Below are 14,912 nucleotides of genomic sequence, written 5' to 3' on the forward strand. Positions count from 1 at the left end.
GGAAGCTCGAATCACACTTTCGGCCGAATGACGGCACTCTGACCAGCCGCTAGCGTCCGGCGTGCTCATAGCCAGAAACGAGGGCGCTGGGGGCGGAAGGTCGCGTCGCGTTACAGAATGGGCAACTCTGTCGCGTCGTCGCGATTTTTTGTGCGTTCGTGAGCACTTTCCGCGCATGGCACTCTCCGTATTCGGAGAAGGAAGGTCCAATGCGGACTCGAAGATCCCTGGTCGTCTCCGCGGCCGCCACGGTGCTGCTCGGCACCGTGGTCACCACGGCACCCCCGGCACAAGCCGCACCGGCACTCCCCACGGGGTTCGCCCTGATCGACACACCCACCGGCCAGCAGGCCGGAGACCTCACCGACGCCACCTACCTTCCGGACGGAAGTGCGCTGACCACCGGCCGCCTGGGGTCGGTACAACTGGTACCGCGAGGCGGCCAGCCGGTACGGATCGCCTCCCTTCCGGTGCACACCACCGGTTCGCTCGGCCTCACGGGCATCGCGGTGGCACCGGACTTCACCACCAGTCGAACGGTCTATACCACTCGGGCACTCACGACCGGTACGTCCACTCAGGTGTTCCGCCTCAGCAAATGGCGGGCGGAGGGGGTGGGCGCACCGACGGGACTCGCGGACGAGATCCCCGTCCTGGAGTTCCCGGTCAACGCCGACAGCAAGGGAATCCAGGACGTCGTCGTGGATCCCGGCGGCGACGTCCTCTGGGTCGCTGTCGGGGACAACGCGACCGTTCAGGCTCCGGCCGGTGCGACCAAGGACAACGTGGACAAGTTCGCCCTGCGAGCACTGGACCCGGCTCAGCCAACGGGCAAGGTGCTCCGCGTGGGCACGGACGGCAAAGGGCGGGTGGACAACCCGTTCTACGACCCGGGAGCTCCGACGTCCTGGCGTAGCCGCAACTACACGAGCGGACTGCGCGATCCTCGAATCGCGGTGGATCCGCGAGGCGGCGTCGTCGTCACCGACATCGGCTGGGCGGCCCGCAGCGAAGCGAACCTCGCCTTCCCCGGTCAGAACTTGAAATGGCCGTGCTGGGAAGGGACCACGCGTGCGCCTGGCTATCGCGACCTCCCGGAATGCGCCAACGTCGCGAACTCCGCACCAGTCAGTGAGGCGACACAGGGAGCGACGGATACCCTCGTCGGCGGAGTTCCCTACACTGGGACTTCGTATCCTGAGGTTTACCGGGGACTTCATTTCGTAGCCAACAAGAGCGGGCACACGCTTTCGACTTTCGCGTTCGACGCCGGGGGCAAGGTCACCCAGGCGATCAACGCGATCGCCTCCGACATCGGCGATCCGGTCTCTGTGCTGACGGCACCGAACGGCGACATCGTGCTGGCCGACTCCGCGTCTTCCAAACTGCGCAGGTTGAGCTACAAGCCTGCGAACAAGGCTCCCGTCGCGGCGTTCACCGGAACCGTGACTCCGGACACGAAGAAGATCTCACTCGACGCGGGAGGGTCGAGCGACCCGGACCTGGACACCCTCGACTACAAATGGACCTTCGGGGACGGCACCACCGGTAGCGGACAGGTCGTGGAACACACGTACTCGACCGGTGACACGGTGACGGTCGGTCTCACGGTGAGCGACGCGCACGGTGCGGTGACGAACACCAGCCAGACCTTCGTTCCCGGTGAAGCCACCCCTGTGCTCTCGCTCGCGGCTCCTGCCCCGAACACCGTCTTTTCCGGCGGCGAAACAGTCTCCGTGGGTGTTTCCTCGGCCGAGGACCCCACCGATGGACCGCTTGCCGTGAAGTGGCGGGCCGAGCGGATGCGCTGTCCCCAGAGCAACACCTGCGAATACACCACACTGCGTACCGGCACGGGCCCCACCTTCTCGTTCGCTTTCCCGAACGAGACCGATACCCGTGTCGTGGTCATCGGGACGGCGGAGAACGGCCGGGGCGTCATCACGAGTCAGCGGTATACCGTCAACCCCCGGACGGCTCGGTTGGCCGTCGCCGGCAACCGTCCGGCGCAGGTCAAGATCGGGGTGAACGAGAGCGCCAACCGGCTGGTGACCGTGAACTCCCCCGTCCAGATCTCCGCTCCTTCCAAATCCCTGGACGCGGCGAACTTCGTCAAGTGGCCGGACAACCAGAGCACCGAGCCGGTCCGTCAGATCCAGATGCCCGTCGCGGGACTCACCCTCCGTGCGGAGTACCAGACCCCCATCCAGAAGCGCTATGCGGACGAAGCTCCCCTCCGGACGCTCGTAGGCACTCCGGTGGGACTGGAGCTCATAGAAGGTGATGGGCACTGGCAGCTTTACACCACAGGCCGTCTGTATTGGACAGAGCAGTACGGCGTCAAAACCGTCTCCGGAGAGATCCTGACGAAATACGTCACGCTCGGGGCACACGCGTTCCTCGGTTCTCCGTCCACGGACGAACTGGTGGCACGGGCGAACAACGGCCGCTACAACGATTTCACCGGCGGTCCGACCACCGGCGTCGGCTCCATCTACTGGACCTCGAGCATCGGGGCCATGGCGATCCACGGCGAGATCCGGGCGAAGTGGCAGGCGACCAACGGCGAGGCCGGGCCGCTCGGCTTCCCGACCACCGACCAGCTGACCACACCGGACGGCATCGGCCGCGTCAATCACTTCAACAACAACAACGCCTCGATCTACTGGACCGCGGCGACCGGCGCGCATTACGTGATGGGCCGGATCTGGCAGAAGTGGCGTTCACTGGGATGGGAAAGGTTCTTTGGTTACCCGACGACCGACGAAGTGGCCACGCCGGACAACGTCGGTCGATACACCCACTTCAGCGGCAACGGCTCGATCTACTGGTCACCGTCGACGGACGCCTTCGAAGTGCACGGATCGATCCGTGACCGTTTCGCGGCGACCGGCTGGCAAACCGGTGTCGGCTACCCCATCACCGACGAGACGTGGACGCCCGGGAGCACCGGGAAGTACAACCACTTCCGCCAGGGTGGCTTCGAGCATTCGATCTACTGGCGTTCGGGAACGAACGTCGCCTGGGAGGTCAAGGGAATGATCCGGCTGCGTTGGCGGGATCTCGGCTGGGAGACGTCGTATCTCGGCTTCCCGATCAGCGGTGAATACAAGACGCCGACCGGTTACCGCAGCGACTTCCAGTACGGCTACATCACTTACAACAGTACGACGGGTGCGCTCGAAGACCGCCGGTACTGAGTGAAACGCCGGTGCGGCCCGCGAGGGTCGCACCGGCGTTTTGCTGCCTACAGCCGTCCGCCCGACGTCGTGTCGCCAGAAAGCCGTTGCGCCAGATAGACCGGCACGGTCGAAGCCAGGATCAGCACCGCCGCCACGACATTGACGATCGGTGCCTGGTTCGGCCGGAACAGGTTGTTCAGGATCCAGATCGGCAAGGTCTCCAGCCCGGTCCCGAGGGTGAACGTCGTGACGATGATTTCGTCGAACGACAAGGCGAAGGCGAGCAGTCCGCCGGCCAGCAGGGCCGAACGCAGCATCGGGAAGGTCACCAGCCGGAACGTCGTGAGCCCGTCGGCGCCGAGGTCCATCGACGCCTCTTCGAGGTTGCCGCCCATCCGCCGCAGGCGGGCGACGACGTTGTTGAACACCACCACGATGCAGAATGTCGCGTGCGCGACGATCGCGGTGAACAGGCCGAGATCGATGCCGAGGATGGTGCGGAATGCGTTGTTCAGCGCGATACCGGTGACGATGCCGGGCAGCGCGATCGGCAGGATGATCAGCAGCGACACCTGGTTGCGGCCGAAGAAGCGGTACTTCTGCAGCGCGAAGGCCGCCATAGTGCCGAGTACCAAGGCGATCGCGGTCGCGGCGAGTCCTGCTTGGACACTCGTGCCGAGCGCGTTCAGCGCGCCTTCGTTCTCCGCGGCCCGGCCCCACCATTCGAGGGTGAAACTGGACGGCGGCCAGCCGAAGGTGGTGTCGGCGTTGAACGAATTGAGCAGGACCACCAGCAGCGGGAAGTAGATCACCGCGAGGCCGAGCACCAGCGCCGCGAGCAGCAGGTATTTGGTCGTCCAGGAAAGCCGCATCGCGCGCTCCTACAGGTTGTCCAGCGCGCCCGTGCGGCGCACGGCGGCGAGGTAGGCGAGCATGATCACCACGGGTACGGTCGCGACGGTCGCCGCGAACGGCAGGTTGTTGGCCGCGCCGATGTTGTCGTAGACGACGTTGCCGAGCATCTGCGACGTGCCGCCGACGATCTTCACCGCGATGTAGTCGCCCAGCGACAACGAGAACGTGAAGATCGAGCCGGCGACGACGGCCGGGAAGGTCACCGGCAGCACCACCGAGCGGAACGTCCTGAACGGCCGGGCGCCGAGGTCGCCCGAGGCGTCCACCAGCGAGTTCGGCAGCCGTTCCAGGCCCGCGTAAATCGGCAGGATCATGTACGGCAGCCAGAGATACGACAGGGTGATCACGGTCGCGAGAACGCCGTAACCGGGGGTGTCGAGGCCGAACGGGTTCAGCAGCCAGTGCAGGACCCCGTTGCCGGACAACATGGTCCGCCAGGCGTAGGCCTTCACCAGGTAGCTGGCCCACAGCGGCGTCATGACGGCGATGACCAGGAGGCGCCGTGCCCTCGGCGAGGCGAATTTGGCCATGTAGAACGCCATCGGGAAGGCGATGATCGCGGTGACCACCGTGACGAGTGCGGCGATCCCGACCGTCCGGAGGGTGATCGTGCGATACACCGCGTCGCTGAACAGGGTGACGAAGTTGTTCAGTGACCACTCGGTGACGACCTGGCCGGTGAAGACGTCGGTGCTCCAGAACGCGGTCACGAACAGCGCGGCCAGCGCGCCGAGGTAGGCGAGGCCGAGCCACAGCATCGGCGCGGAGAGCAGAATTCCCAGTCGCAGCCTGGGTTTGCGGTACAGGAAGGCGGAGGCTTTCCGCCTTGGCGAATCGAGGGTGGTCGTCATCTTTTTCCACCTAGGAATGGGACCGGGAGCGGCCGGCGTGGGGGCTCACCGGCCGCTCCCGGGGTTCGGGAGGTCAGCCCTTGATCTCGGTCCAGGCGCGGGTCCACTCGCCGTAGTCCTTGCACTTGACGTCGGTGCGGCCGTCGAGGCACTGCGCGATCGGCGTCGTCCAGTACTGGATCTTCGAGGCGTATGCGGCGTCACCGGCGTGGAAGGTCTCGCAGTGCGCCTTGTTCTTGGTTTCGGCGCACGCCTTGGGGTTCGAGGGCGATTCACCGAAGTACTCGGCCACCTGCGCGTTCGCCTTCGGGCTGACGATGTGGTTCAGCCACTTGTAGGAGCACGTCTTGTGCGGCGACTTCGCGCCCACCATCCAGGTGTCCGACCAGCCGGTCGCGCCCTCGGACGGCAGCACGGACTCGACCGGTGCGCCCTCGCTCTTGGTCAGGTTCACCGTCACCTGCCAGGCGGTGCCGACGACGGCGTCGCCGCTCTTGAGCGCCTGGCTCTCCTTCAGGTAGTCCGACCAGTACTCCGCCACCATCGGGCGCTGCTGCTTGAGCAGGTCGACGGCGGCCTGGAACTGCTTGTCGTCCAAGGCGTACGGGTTTTTGATGCCGAGTTCGGGTTTGTGCGTCTGCAGGTACAGCGCGGCGTCGGCGATGTAGATCGGCGAGTCGTAGGCGGTGATCTTGCCCTTGTACGGGCTGTTCGCGTCGAACATGACGGACCACGACGTCGGCGCCGGGGTCACCTTGTCGGTGCGCCAGGTGAGCAGGTTCGCGCCCCAGCCGTGCGGCACGCCGTAGGACACGTTGTTCACGCTGTTCCACGGGCGGTTCTTGAGGAAGTCGAAGACGTCTGCGTAGTTCGGCACTAGCGCGGTGTTCACCGGTTCGACGTCGCCGGACGCGATGAGCCGCAGCGAAGCGTCACCGGAGGCGGAGATGACGTCGTACTGTCCGGTCTTCATCAGACTCACGGCTTCGTCGGAGGTGCCGAACGCCTTGACGTTGACCTTGCAGCCGGTCTCCTTCTCGAAGCCGGTGACCCAGTCGACGGCCGGGTCGTTCGAACCGTTCTCGGCGTAGCCGGGCCAGGCCAGCACATTGACCTGCCCTTCCGGCTGGCCGAGTTGCGCGAGCGCGTCGAGCTTCGGCGGAGTGAAGCCCTGCCCGCCGGGCGCGGCGGCGGTCGAACTCGACCCGGACGTTCCGCAGGCGGCCACGAGCAGGCCGGCGCCGAGCAGGCCGGCGAGCGCGAGTTTCCTGTTCTTCATTGAACAAACCTTTCGGTGCTGGGGAGGGCTAACCGGCTTCGGGGACGCGGAAGCTGTGTTCATGACGCCAGCTCAGACGGACACGGCCGCCCTCGAAGTCCGCGGATTCGGCGGTGTTCTGCCGGACCACGGAGAGCTGGCCGCCGGCGTCAAGGGTCACCTCGTAGCGCACGGTCGCGCCGGCGTAGACGGTGTTGGTGACGGTGCCGGTGGCGCTGGTCTCGCCGACCTCCGCGGATTTCGAGAGATCGGCGTCGATGCGGATCTTTTCGGGGCGGATGCTGAACACACCGGGTTTGCCGATGATGTTCTCGGCGCCGCCGCCGCTGAGCAGGTTCGAGGTGCCGACGAAGCCGGCGACGAACGCCGACGCGGGCCGTTCGTAGACCTCGACCGGTGAGCCGACCTGTTCGATGCGGCCGGCGTTGAACACCGCGATGCGGTCGCTCATCGTCAACGCCTCGTCCTGGTCGTGGGTGACGAAGATGAACGTGATGCCGACGTCGCGCTGGATCTGCTTCAGCTCGGTCTGCATGGTGTGGCGCAGTTTCAGGTCGAGCGCGCCGAGCGGTTCGTCGAGCAGGAGCACCTTCGGCCGGTTGACCAGTGCCCTGGCGAGCGCGACGCGCTGACGCTGGCCGCCGGAGAGCTGGTCGGGTTTGCGCTCGCCGAACTCGCCGAGCCGGACGGTGTCGAGAGCCTCTTTCGCGCGCTGACGTCGCTCCGCGCGGGGGACGCGCTTCACCCGGAGGCCGTACTCGACGTTCTGCTGGACTGTCATGTGCGGGAAGAGCGCGTAGTCCTGGAAGACGGTGTTGACGTCACGGTCGAAGGGCGCGAGACGGCTGACGTCGCGGCCGTGCAGTTCGATCGTGCCCGCCGTCGGGAGCTCGAAGCCGGCGATCATGCGGAGGACCGTCGTCTTGCCCGAGCCGGAGGGGCCGAGCATCGAGAAGAACTCACCGGGCGGGATGTCGAGGTCGACGCCGTCGACCGCGTGGACCTGACCGAACTCCTTGCGCAACCCGCGCAGCCGGATGGCCGGAATCGCGCCTCCACCTGCGGAAGTGATAGCAAAGGTCCCTTGCTCCCCCTCGGCGGAAGTGGGCGCTTGATGAGGCATGGCGTGCCTTTCGGTGGTCGTCACAGCGCGCTCATCACGTGCTTGACGCGGGTGTAGTCCTCGAGGCCGTAGAGCGAGAGGTCCTTGCCGTAGCCGGACTTCTTGAAGCCGCCGTGCGGCATTTCGGCGACCAGCGGGATATGCGTGTTGATCCACACGCAGCCGAAGTCGAGCTTCCGGGCCAGCCGCATCGCCCGCTGGTGGTCGGTGGTCCACACCGACGACGCGAGCGCGTACTCGACGCCGTTGGACGCGGCGAGTGCCTCGGCTTCGGTCTCGAAGCGCTGCACGGTGATGACCGGGCCAAAGATCTCCGTCTGGCTGATTTCGTCGTCCTGGCGAACGCCGGAAATCACTGTCGGCTCATAGAAGTAGCCCTCGTCGCCCTGTCGCTTACCTCCACAGTGGACCACCGCGTGCTCGGGCAGCCGATCGACGAACCCGGCGACCCGTTCGAGTTGCGCGGCGTTGTTAAGAGGGCCGTAGGTGACCGACGTGTCGTCGGGTTTGCCGGTGGTGGTCGCCCGCGCCTGCCGGGTGAGTGCGGCGACGAACGTGTCGTGGACTTCGCCGGCGACCAGGACCCGCGTCGCCGCCGTACAGTCCTGACCCGCGTTGAAGTACCCGGCGGAGGCGATACCTTCAGCGGCCGCTTCGATGTCAGCGTCGGCGAAGACCACTACGGGCGCTTTACCGCCGAGCTCGAGGTGTAAGCGCTTCACGTCCTTCGCGGCCGAAGCGGCGACCTCGATCCCAGCCCGCACGGAGCCCGTGATGGACACCATCGCGGGGATTTCGTGCTCGACGAGCGCGCGCCCGGTGTCGCGGTCGCCGCAGATCACGTTGAGCACGCCGGGCGGCAGGAATTCGGCGCAGATCTCGGCGAAGAGCAGGGTCGACGCGGGCGTCGTGTCGGCCGGTTTGAGCACGACGGTGTTCCCGGCGGCGAGCGCGGGGGCGATCTTCCAGACCGCCATGAGGAGCGGATAGTTCCACGGCGTAACCTGCGCGCACACGCCGATCGGCTCTCGGCGGACGAAAGAGGTATGCCCTTCCATGTATTCGCCCGCCGACCGTCCTTCGAGGACTCGCGCGGCCCCAGCGAAGAACCGCAACTGGTCGACGATCATCGGCAGTTCTTCGGCCGCGGTGAGCGCGATCGGCTTGCCGGTGTTCGCCGATTCGACGAGCACGATCTCTTCCGCGCGTGCTTCGACGGCGTCCGCGATCTTCAGCAGCGCGAGCTGGCGCTGCGCGGGTGTGGTCTCGCGCCAGGTTTCGAAAGCGGCGGCCGCGACCTTGAGCGCGCGGTCGACGTCTTCGGGGCCGGCGACGGCGGCGGTGCGATACGGGCGGCCGGTGACGGGATCGACGACGCCGGCGACCTGGCCCGACGCGGATCCGATGTACTCACCGCCGATGAAGTGCTTCAACTGCTGCACGAGAGCTCCTGGCTACTGGGCCTGGGGGCGTGAGGCGATAGCAAAGGTCCCTTGCTCCCTTGTGGGGCGGCGAGGGAGCTAAAACATATAAGTCCAGATGTTAAATGACAAGACGATGGGGCAAGATTGCTTCCATCGGGTAGCGGTACGGGTGAAGGGCCACCATGCGTAAGGGGATGTCGCACAGCGCGCGATCAGCGATGTTCGCGCCGCTCGACCAGATCGGCCGGGCGGAAGCGGTCACCGCGCGGCTGGTCGACGCCATCACGCTCGGGCTGCTGGCCGATTCGGAACAGCTGCCGAGCGAAGCCGAGCTGGCCGCCCAGTTCGGCGTCTCCACCGTGACGGTTCGCGAAGCGCTCGTGGCCTTGCGACAGCAGGGCCTTGTCGAGACGCGACGCGGCCGAGGCGGCGGAAGCTTCGTGAAGACGCCTGTCAACCCTTCGGCCGCTTCGTGGCGAGAGCGCCTTCGCACGGTCTCGCTGTCCGAGCTTCGCGACGTCGGCGATCACTACCTCGCCATCGCGGGCGCCGCAGCCAAACTCGCCGCCGAGCGGAGTTCGCCCGAAGACATCGAGCGGCTCGAACTGGCGACCGAAGACATCCGCACCGCCACCGGCGCGGAAGCGTCGCGCGCCGAGCGCCAGTTCCATCTCGAAGTCGCCGCGGCCGCCCAATCGCCACGGCTGACCAGGGAAGAAGTGCAGTTGCAGAGCGAACGCGGGGGATTGTTGTGGCTGCCGCTCGAGCCGCACGGCACCCGCGAGAACGCCTACGCCGAACACCGCGCGATCGCCGCCGCCATCGCGCAGGGAGACGGCGAGCTGGCCAGAAAGCTCACCGAGGAGCACATCCTCGAAGCGATAGACCGGCTGGCGGACGTGCATTTAGACCTTCTGGCCCCTTAAGCTGCGGCATCCGCGCATCCGAGGTGAGCATCGTGAACGACACACCGTCCGCCGGTTCCGAGGTCGTCGAACAGGTATCCACCCTGGTCGAGGACGTCTTCGGCAGACTGAAGCCGCTATTGGCAGGCGCCGAGGGGCTCCTGGCCGCCTCCACCGATGCCACCGCCGAAGACCTGGCCCGCCTCCGGCCGCAGGTCTTCGACGTCCTCGGCGGCCTGGTGGTCGGCGCCGGGTTCATCAGTGCGCCGAACGCGCTGGCCGATCAGGAATTCGGCTTCGAATGGTGGACCGAAACCGGTGACGCCGAGCCGGTGCAACTGGTCATCAGCCTCGATCCGGACAGCGAGAACTTCCTGGACTACACCCGGCAATCGTGGTTCACCGTCCCGCGTGACACCGGCCGCCGCCACATCAACGGCCCGTACGTCGACTACCTCTGCACCGACGAGTACACGCTGACCTTCACGGTTCCCGTCCAGCGTGACGGGTCGTTCGCGGGGGTCGTCGGCGCGGACATCTACGTGCGCGAGGTCGAGCGCCTGCTGCAGCTGAAACTGCGTGCGCTCGGCGGCCGTGCGGCGCTGGTCAACGCGCAGGGCCGGGTGATCGTCTCGAACAACGCGCGCCAGGCGACCGGATCGCTGGTCCGCGAGGTCGACGTCCCGGCGTGGTGGTCCGCCGGCTCGGAACCGGTCACGACGGAGACCGGCACCCACCTGCGGCGCTGCGGCGACTCGCCGATCGCCCTGGTCAGGTCCGAGCGCTGAAGGACGCCATACCCGCATCGGATGTGAGGAAAGCGCCCTTCACCGCGTCGCACGCGGGGAAAGCGTCCTTCACCCCGCGCTGACCTGTAACGCCAGCCAGAATTCGGCTCGCACCCCGGGAGAATCGAGATCACGGCCGGTCAGTTCGGCGACCTTGCGCATACGGTTGCGCAAGGTGTGCCGGTGGACGCCGAGCCGTGCGGACGCCAGATCCCAATGACCGTGGTGTTCGAGCCAGCAGGTCAGTGAGGCGACCAGTTCGCCGCGGCCAGTTTCGTCATGCTGCCGCAGCGGCGCCAGGAGGCTGTCCGCGAACGCTTGTGCCGCTTGGGGATCGACCATCTCCAGGAAGCCTCGCCCGGCGTGCTCCGCGAACCGGACCAACGACGAGCGCTCGGCCTTCGCCGCTTCCGCCGCCTGTTTCGCCTGCCGGAGCCCGGCCGGGAAGTCCACTGTGGACACCGGATCGGACAGCCCGGCGTACAGCCCGCCGATCCGGGAAGCCTGTCGGGCGACGGTCTCCACGTCGCCGAGCGCGACCACGAACGCCCCCGACTCGCCGAAGAACACCTTGTCTCCGGCCGCTTCGGCGTCGAGCGCGTCGACGAGCGAGCGGCGCGCACCCACGGAACCGGCGACGGCCAGCACGGACCACGGCGCTTCCGGAACACCGCCCCAGAGCGACTTCATCGTGCGCGTGGCGAGTTCGGTGTCCCCCGCGGCGAGCAGGTCGCACAGCCCTGACCTCAGTCGCCGCAAGGCGCCTACGTGTTCACGGTTCTGTTCCAAGGCAAGGGAAAGCAACGACACGGCGGTGTTGACGATGTGCTGCCCCGCGGCATCGAGCGGCTCGCGGGTGCCGACGGCGAGCACGCCCCGGGCACGGGTGTCGAGCGTCTGCAGGATGACCTCATACTCCGCCGCCACCGTCACCAGTGTGCCCGCTCGCAGCCGCGCCAAGTCTTCCCGGACAGCGTCGGCGAAAGGCCGCACGGATGCCGACGAGGCTTCGGTGACGGCACCTGAAGAGTCGAGCAGTAGCACCCAGCCGTCGACCAGCTTCGCCAGTTTGCGCACCACGCCACCGGGCCCGCCCTTGCCGACGGCCGTCCTGGTCAGTTCCTGCTGTCCCTTGCCGGTGCGCACGAGCGAGGCGTACTCGTCGGCGGCCACCGCGCGGGAGACCGCCCGCGTGATCGCGATGAACGGCGTCTTCCTCGGCACTTCGAGCACCGGCAGCCCGACCTCTTCCGCGGTGTCCACAAGGGACCGCGGAATGCTCTCGTGGCTGAGGCCGACTCCGAAACCGAGCCCCGCCACGCCGGCGTCGACGAGCCGCCGGATGTACCCGGGCGACGTGGTCTCATCGAGGGCGAGGCCGGTGGTCAGCAGCAGTTCGCCGCCTTCGAGGAAGGCCTGCGGATCGGTCAGTTCGGTGGGGTGGACCCACCCGATCGCCCGGTCGAGCCCCGACTCGGCCGCGCGCACCCGCAGCCCGAGCGGACGTTCGGCCACGAGGGCGGCGAGGGTCAGTGCCATGTTGTCCAACTCTACGCCTCGATATCGACAAGATGTCGAGCTGACGCGGACCGGGCGGGCTCCCATTCTGGAGGGCGCCCCCGTCCCTCGCGTCCGCAGGAGTCTGGCCGTGACCGTCACCACCGAAACCCAGCGCAGGCTGCGCACCGAGATCCCCGGCCCCGCCTCGCGCGCCCTGCAGGAGCGACGCGCCGCCGTCGTCGCCGCGGGCGTGAGTTCGGTGCTGCCCGTCTACGTCACCTCGGCCGAAGGCGGCCTGCTCACCGACGCCGACGGCAACGTCCTGATCGACTTCGGTTCCGGCATCGCGGTGACCAACGTCGGCCACGCCGCCCCCGCCGTCGTGGACCGCGTCCGTGAGCAGGTGGGCCGGTTCACGCACACGTGTTTCATGGTCACGCCGTACGAGGGGTACGTCGAGGTGTGCGAGGCACTCGACAAGCTGACGCCGGGCACCCACGAGAAGCGTTCGGTCCTGTTCAACTCCGGCGCCGAGGCCGTCGAGAACGCGGTGAAGATCGCCCGCGCCGCGACCGGGCGCCAGGCCGTCGTCGTCTTCGACCACGCCTACCACGGCCGTACCAACCTGACGATGGCGCTGACCGCGAAGTCCATCCCCTACAAGCACGGTTTCGGCCCGTTCGCGCCCGAGGTCTACCGGGTGCCGGGGTCGTACCCGTACCGCGACGGGCTGTCCGGTCCCGAAGCGGCGCGGATCGCCATCGACCGCATCGAGAAGCAGATCGGCGGCGACCAGGTCGCGGCCGTCGTGCTGGAGCCGGTGCAGGGTGAGGGCGGCTTCATCGAGCCCGCTCCCGGGTTCCTGCCCGCGCTTTCCCGTTGGTGCACCGAAAACGGCGTCGTGTTCGTCGCCGACGAAGTGCAGACCGGCTTCTGCCGCACCGGCGAGTGGTTCGCGTCCACGCACGAAGACGTCGTCCCCGACCTGATCGCCACCGCCAAGGGCATCGCGGGCGGGCTGCCGCTCGCCGCCGTCACCGGCCGCGCGGAACTGCTCGACGCCGTCCCGCCGGGCGGGCTCGGCGGAACCTACGGCGGTAACCCGATCGCGTGTGCCGCGGCGCTCGGCTCGATCGAGGTCATGCGCCAGGAGAACCTCGCGGCGTCGGCGAAGCGCATCGAGAACACGGTGCTACCGCGACTGCGGGCGCTGGCCGAGGAGACCGGCGTGATCGGCGACGTCCGCGGCCGCGGCGCGATGCTGGCCGCCGAGTTCGTGAAGCCCGGCACCACGGAACCCGACGCCGACCTGACCAAGCGCGTCGCGCAGGCCTGTCACCAGGCCGGTGTCGTCGTCCTCACCTGCGGTACCTACGGCAACGTAGTCCGCCTGCTGCCGCCGCTGTCCCTGTCCACCGAACTGCTCGACGAGGGCCTGTCGGTCCTGGAGCACGCTGTCCGCACGGAGGCTTCCAAGTGAGCACCTTTCCTTTCTGGGTAGCCGGAAAGCCGGTCACCAGCGGCGAGACCGTCGTCGTCCGCCACTCCTTCGACGGAAGCGAGGCGGGCTCGCACCACGTTCCGTCCACTTCCGACACCGAGACCGCGGTCCAGGCCGCGCACGACGCCCAGGAGGAGTTCGCGACGCTGCCCGCACACGTCCGGGCGGGTGCGTTGGACCACGTGTCCCGAGTTTTGGGTGAGCGGTCCGAAGAGCTGGCGCGGCTGATCACCGCCGAGTCCGGCAAGCCGCTGAAGTGGGCGCGCGGCGAGGTCGGGCGCGCGGCGTCGACGTTCCGCTGGGCCGCCGAGGAGGCGCGCCGGTTCTCCGGTGACCTGCAGCGGCTCGACACCGACCCGGGCGGCACCGGACGGCTGGCGCTGGTCCGCCGTGTGCCGAAGGGCCCGGTGCTCGGCATCACGCCGTTCAACTTCCCGCTGAACCTGGTGGCGCACAAGGTCGCGCCGGCGATCGCGGTCGGCGCGCCGATCGTGCTCAAGCCCGCGCCCGCGACACCGCTGACCGCGTTGCTGCTCGGCGAGATCCTCGCCGAGACCGATCTGCCCGCCGGAAGCTGGTCGATTCTTCCGGTGAGCAACGAGGAATCGGCCAAGCTGGTTTCGGACCCGCGGCTGCCGGTCGTGTCGTTCACCGGCTCCGTGCCGGTGGGCTGGGGCATCCGGGACAGCGTGCCGCGCAAGCACGTCGCGCTCGAACTCGGCGGCAACGCGGCGGTGCTCGTCTGTCCTGATTGGACGGATCTGGACTTCGCGGCGCAGCGGATCGCGACGTTCGCGATGTACCAGGCGGGCCAGTCGTGCATCTCGGTGCAGCGCGTGTACGCGCACGCCGACGTCTACGACGAGCTTCAGGCGAAGGTACTGGAGCAGGTGCGCGCGCTCGGGACCGGCAACCCCCGGACGGACGGCGTGGACGTCGGGCCGCTGATCAACACCGACGCCGCTTCCAGGGTGGAATCGTGGATCACTGCGGCTGTCGAGGCGGGCGGCGAACTGCTGACCGGCGGGAAGCGCGACGGCGCGACCGTCGAGCCGACGGTGCTCGCGAACGTGCCGGAGGACGCGTCGGTGATGGCCGACGAGGTCTTCGGGCCGGTCGTGTCGATCACGCGCGTGGACTCGGTGGAGGACGGGGTGCGCCGGATCAACGACTCGCGCTTCGGTTTGCAGGCGGGCGTGTTCACGCGCGATCTGCCGACGGCGTTCGACGTGTCCGCGAAGCTGCGTGTCGGCGGTGTGCTCGTCGGCGACGTGCCGAGCTTCCGCGCCGACCAGATGCCTTACGGCGGCGTGAAGGACTCCGGCGTCGGCCGCGAGGGCCCCGCGTCGGCGATGGCGGACTTCACCGAAGAACGCGTCACCGTCCTGACCGGCCTGACTCTCTGACCTGCCCGCATTTAGTCCTCTGGATGCGCTGCAACCGC

11 protein-coding genes are annotated in these 14,912 nt (G+C 67.7%); 5 read left to right on the forward strand and 6 right to left on the reverse strand.

Annotated features, from left to right (window positions below; all coding sequences use genetic code 11):
* Positions 1 to 209: 209 nt before the first annotated feature.
* Positions 210 to 3,200 carry a PQQ-dependent sugar dehydrogenase gene (locus tag LCL61_RS38795; protein WP_340684337.1) on the forward strand — a complete coding sequence of 997 codons (2,991 nt, stop codon included), beginning with the start codon at positions 210 to 212 and terminating at the stop codon, positions 3,198 to 3,200.
* 47 nt (positions 3,201 to 3,247) lie between these two features.
* Here the strand turns inward: LCL61_RS38795 and LCL61_RS38800 are convergent, their stop codons facing one another.
* From LCL61_RS38800 to LCL61_RS38820, 5 genes are all read right to left on the reverse strand, one after another.
* A complete protein-coding gene (locus LCL61_RS38800) occupies positions 3,248 to 4,054 on the reverse strand; it encodes an ABC transporter permease (RefSeq protein WP_340684338.1) in 807 nt (268 codons plus the stop codon).
* A 9-nt stretch (positions 4,055 to 4,063) separates the two neighbouring features.
* Positions 4,064 to 4,948: an ABC transporter permease gene (locus tag LCL61_RS38805; protein WP_340684339.1), complete on the reverse strand. Its 885-nt coding sequence runs from the start codon at positions 4,946 to 4,948 to the stop codon at positions 4,064 to 4,066.
* 73 nt (positions 4,949 to 5,021) lie between these two features.
* Complete coding sequence (locus LCL61_RS38810; protein WP_340684340.1) at positions 5,022 to 6,227, reverse strand: ABC transporter substrate-binding protein; 1,206 nt, start codon at positions 6,225 to 6,227, stop codon at positions 5,022 to 5,024.
* 28 nt (positions 6,228 to 6,255) lie between these two features.
* Positions 6,256 to 7,350, reverse strand: a complete 1,095-nt coding sequence (locus tag LCL61_RS38815; protein WP_425342083.1) for an ABC transporter ATP-binding protein — start codon at positions 7,348 to 7,350, stop codon at positions 6,256 to 6,258.
* A gap of 20 nt (positions 7,351 to 7,370) precedes the next feature.
* Entirely contained in the window at positions 7,371 to 8,792 is a 1,422-nt protein-coding gene (locus LCL61_RS38820) for a gamma-aminobutyraldehyde dehydrogenase (RefSeq protein WP_340684342.1), read from the reverse strand.
* Positions 8,793 to 8,956: 164 nt separating this feature from the next.
* Between LCL61_RS38820 and LCL61_RS38825 the strand changes: the two genes are divergently transcribed.
* Together LCL61_RS38825 and LCL61_RS38830 are read left to right on the forward strand one after the other, a co-directional pair.
* Positions 8,957 to 9,700 (forward strand): FadR/GntR family transcriptional regulator, encoded by a 744-nt coding sequence (locus LCL61_RS38825; protein ID WP_340684343.1) that lies wholly within the window; start codon positions 8,957 to 8,959, stop codon positions 9,698 to 9,700.
* A 32-nt stretch (positions 9,701 to 9,732) separates the two neighbouring features.
* Positions 9,733 to 10,467 (forward strand): hypothetical protein, encoded by a 735-nt coding sequence (locus tag LCL61_RS38830; protein WP_340684344.1) that lies wholly within the window; start codon positions 9,733 to 9,735, stop codon positions 10,465 to 10,467.
* 69 nt (positions 10,468 to 10,536) lie between these two features.
* Here LCL61_RS38830 and LCL61_RS38835 read toward each other — a convergent pair whose 3' ends face one another.
* A complete protein-coding gene (locus tag LCL61_RS38835) occupies positions 10,537 to 12,006 on the reverse strand; it encodes a PucR family transcriptional regulator (RefSeq protein WP_340684345.1) in 1,470 nt (489 codons plus the stop codon).
* A 109-nt stretch (positions 12,007 to 12,115) separates the two neighbouring features.
* On the opposite strand from LCL61_RS38835, the gene gabT reads away from it, so the two are divergent.
* Positions 12,116 to 13,447: a 4-aminobutyrate--2-oxoglutarate transaminase gene (gene gabT, locus LCL61_RS38840; RefSeq protein WP_340684346.1), complete on the forward strand. Its 1,332-nt coding sequence runs from the start codon at positions 12,116 to 12,118 to the stop codon at positions 13,445 to 13,447.
* Positions 13,444 to 14,874 carry an aldehyde dehydrogenase family protein gene (locus LCL61_RS38845; RefSeq protein WP_340684347.1) on the forward strand — a complete coding sequence of 477 codons (1,431 nt, stop codon included), beginning with the start codon at positions 13,444 to 13,446 and terminating at the stop codon, positions 14,872 to 14,874. The genes gabT and LCL61_RS38845 overlap by 4 nt, the downstream gene beginning before the upstream one ends.
* Positions 14,875 to 14,912: the final 38 nt, after the last annotated feature.

Source organism: Amycolatopsis coloradensis (genome assembly GCF_037997115.1).
Lineage (GTDB): Bacteria > Actinomycetota > Actinomycetes > Mycobacteriales > Pseudonocardiaceae > Amycolatopsis > Amycolatopsis coloradensis_A.

Bases quoted from the DNA above. Each gene is read 5' to 3' on its own strand.
- LCL61_RS38835 (WP_340684345.1), bottom strand. From the start codon at position 12,006: ATGGCACTGACCCTCGCCGCCCTCGTGGCCGAACGTCCGCTCGGGCTG.
- LCL61_RS38810 (WP_340684340.1), bottom strand. From the start codon at position 6,227: ATGAAGAACAGGAAACTCGCGCTCGCCGGCCTGCTCGGCGCCGGCCTG.
- LCL61_RS38825 (WP_340684343.1), top strand. From the start codon at position 8,957: ATGCGTAAGGGGATGTCGCACAGCGCGCGATCAGCGATGTTCGCGCCG.
- LCL61_RS38805 (WP_340684339.1), bottom strand. From the start codon at position 4,948: ATGACGACCACCCTCGATTCGCCAAGGCGGAAAGCCTCCGCCTTCCTG.
- LCL61_RS38815 (WP_425342083.1), bottom strand. From the start codon at position 7,350: ATGCCTCATCAAGCGCCCACTTCCGCCGAGGGGGAGCAAGGGACCTTT.
- LCL61_RS38795 (WP_340684337.1), top strand. From the start codon at position 210: ATGCGGACTCGAAGATCCCTGGTCGTCTCCGCGGCCGCCACGGTGCTG.
- LCL61_RS38800 (WP_340684338.1), bottom strand. From the start codon at position 4,054: ATGCGGCTTTCCTGGACGACCAAATACCTGCTGCTCGCGGCGCTGGTG.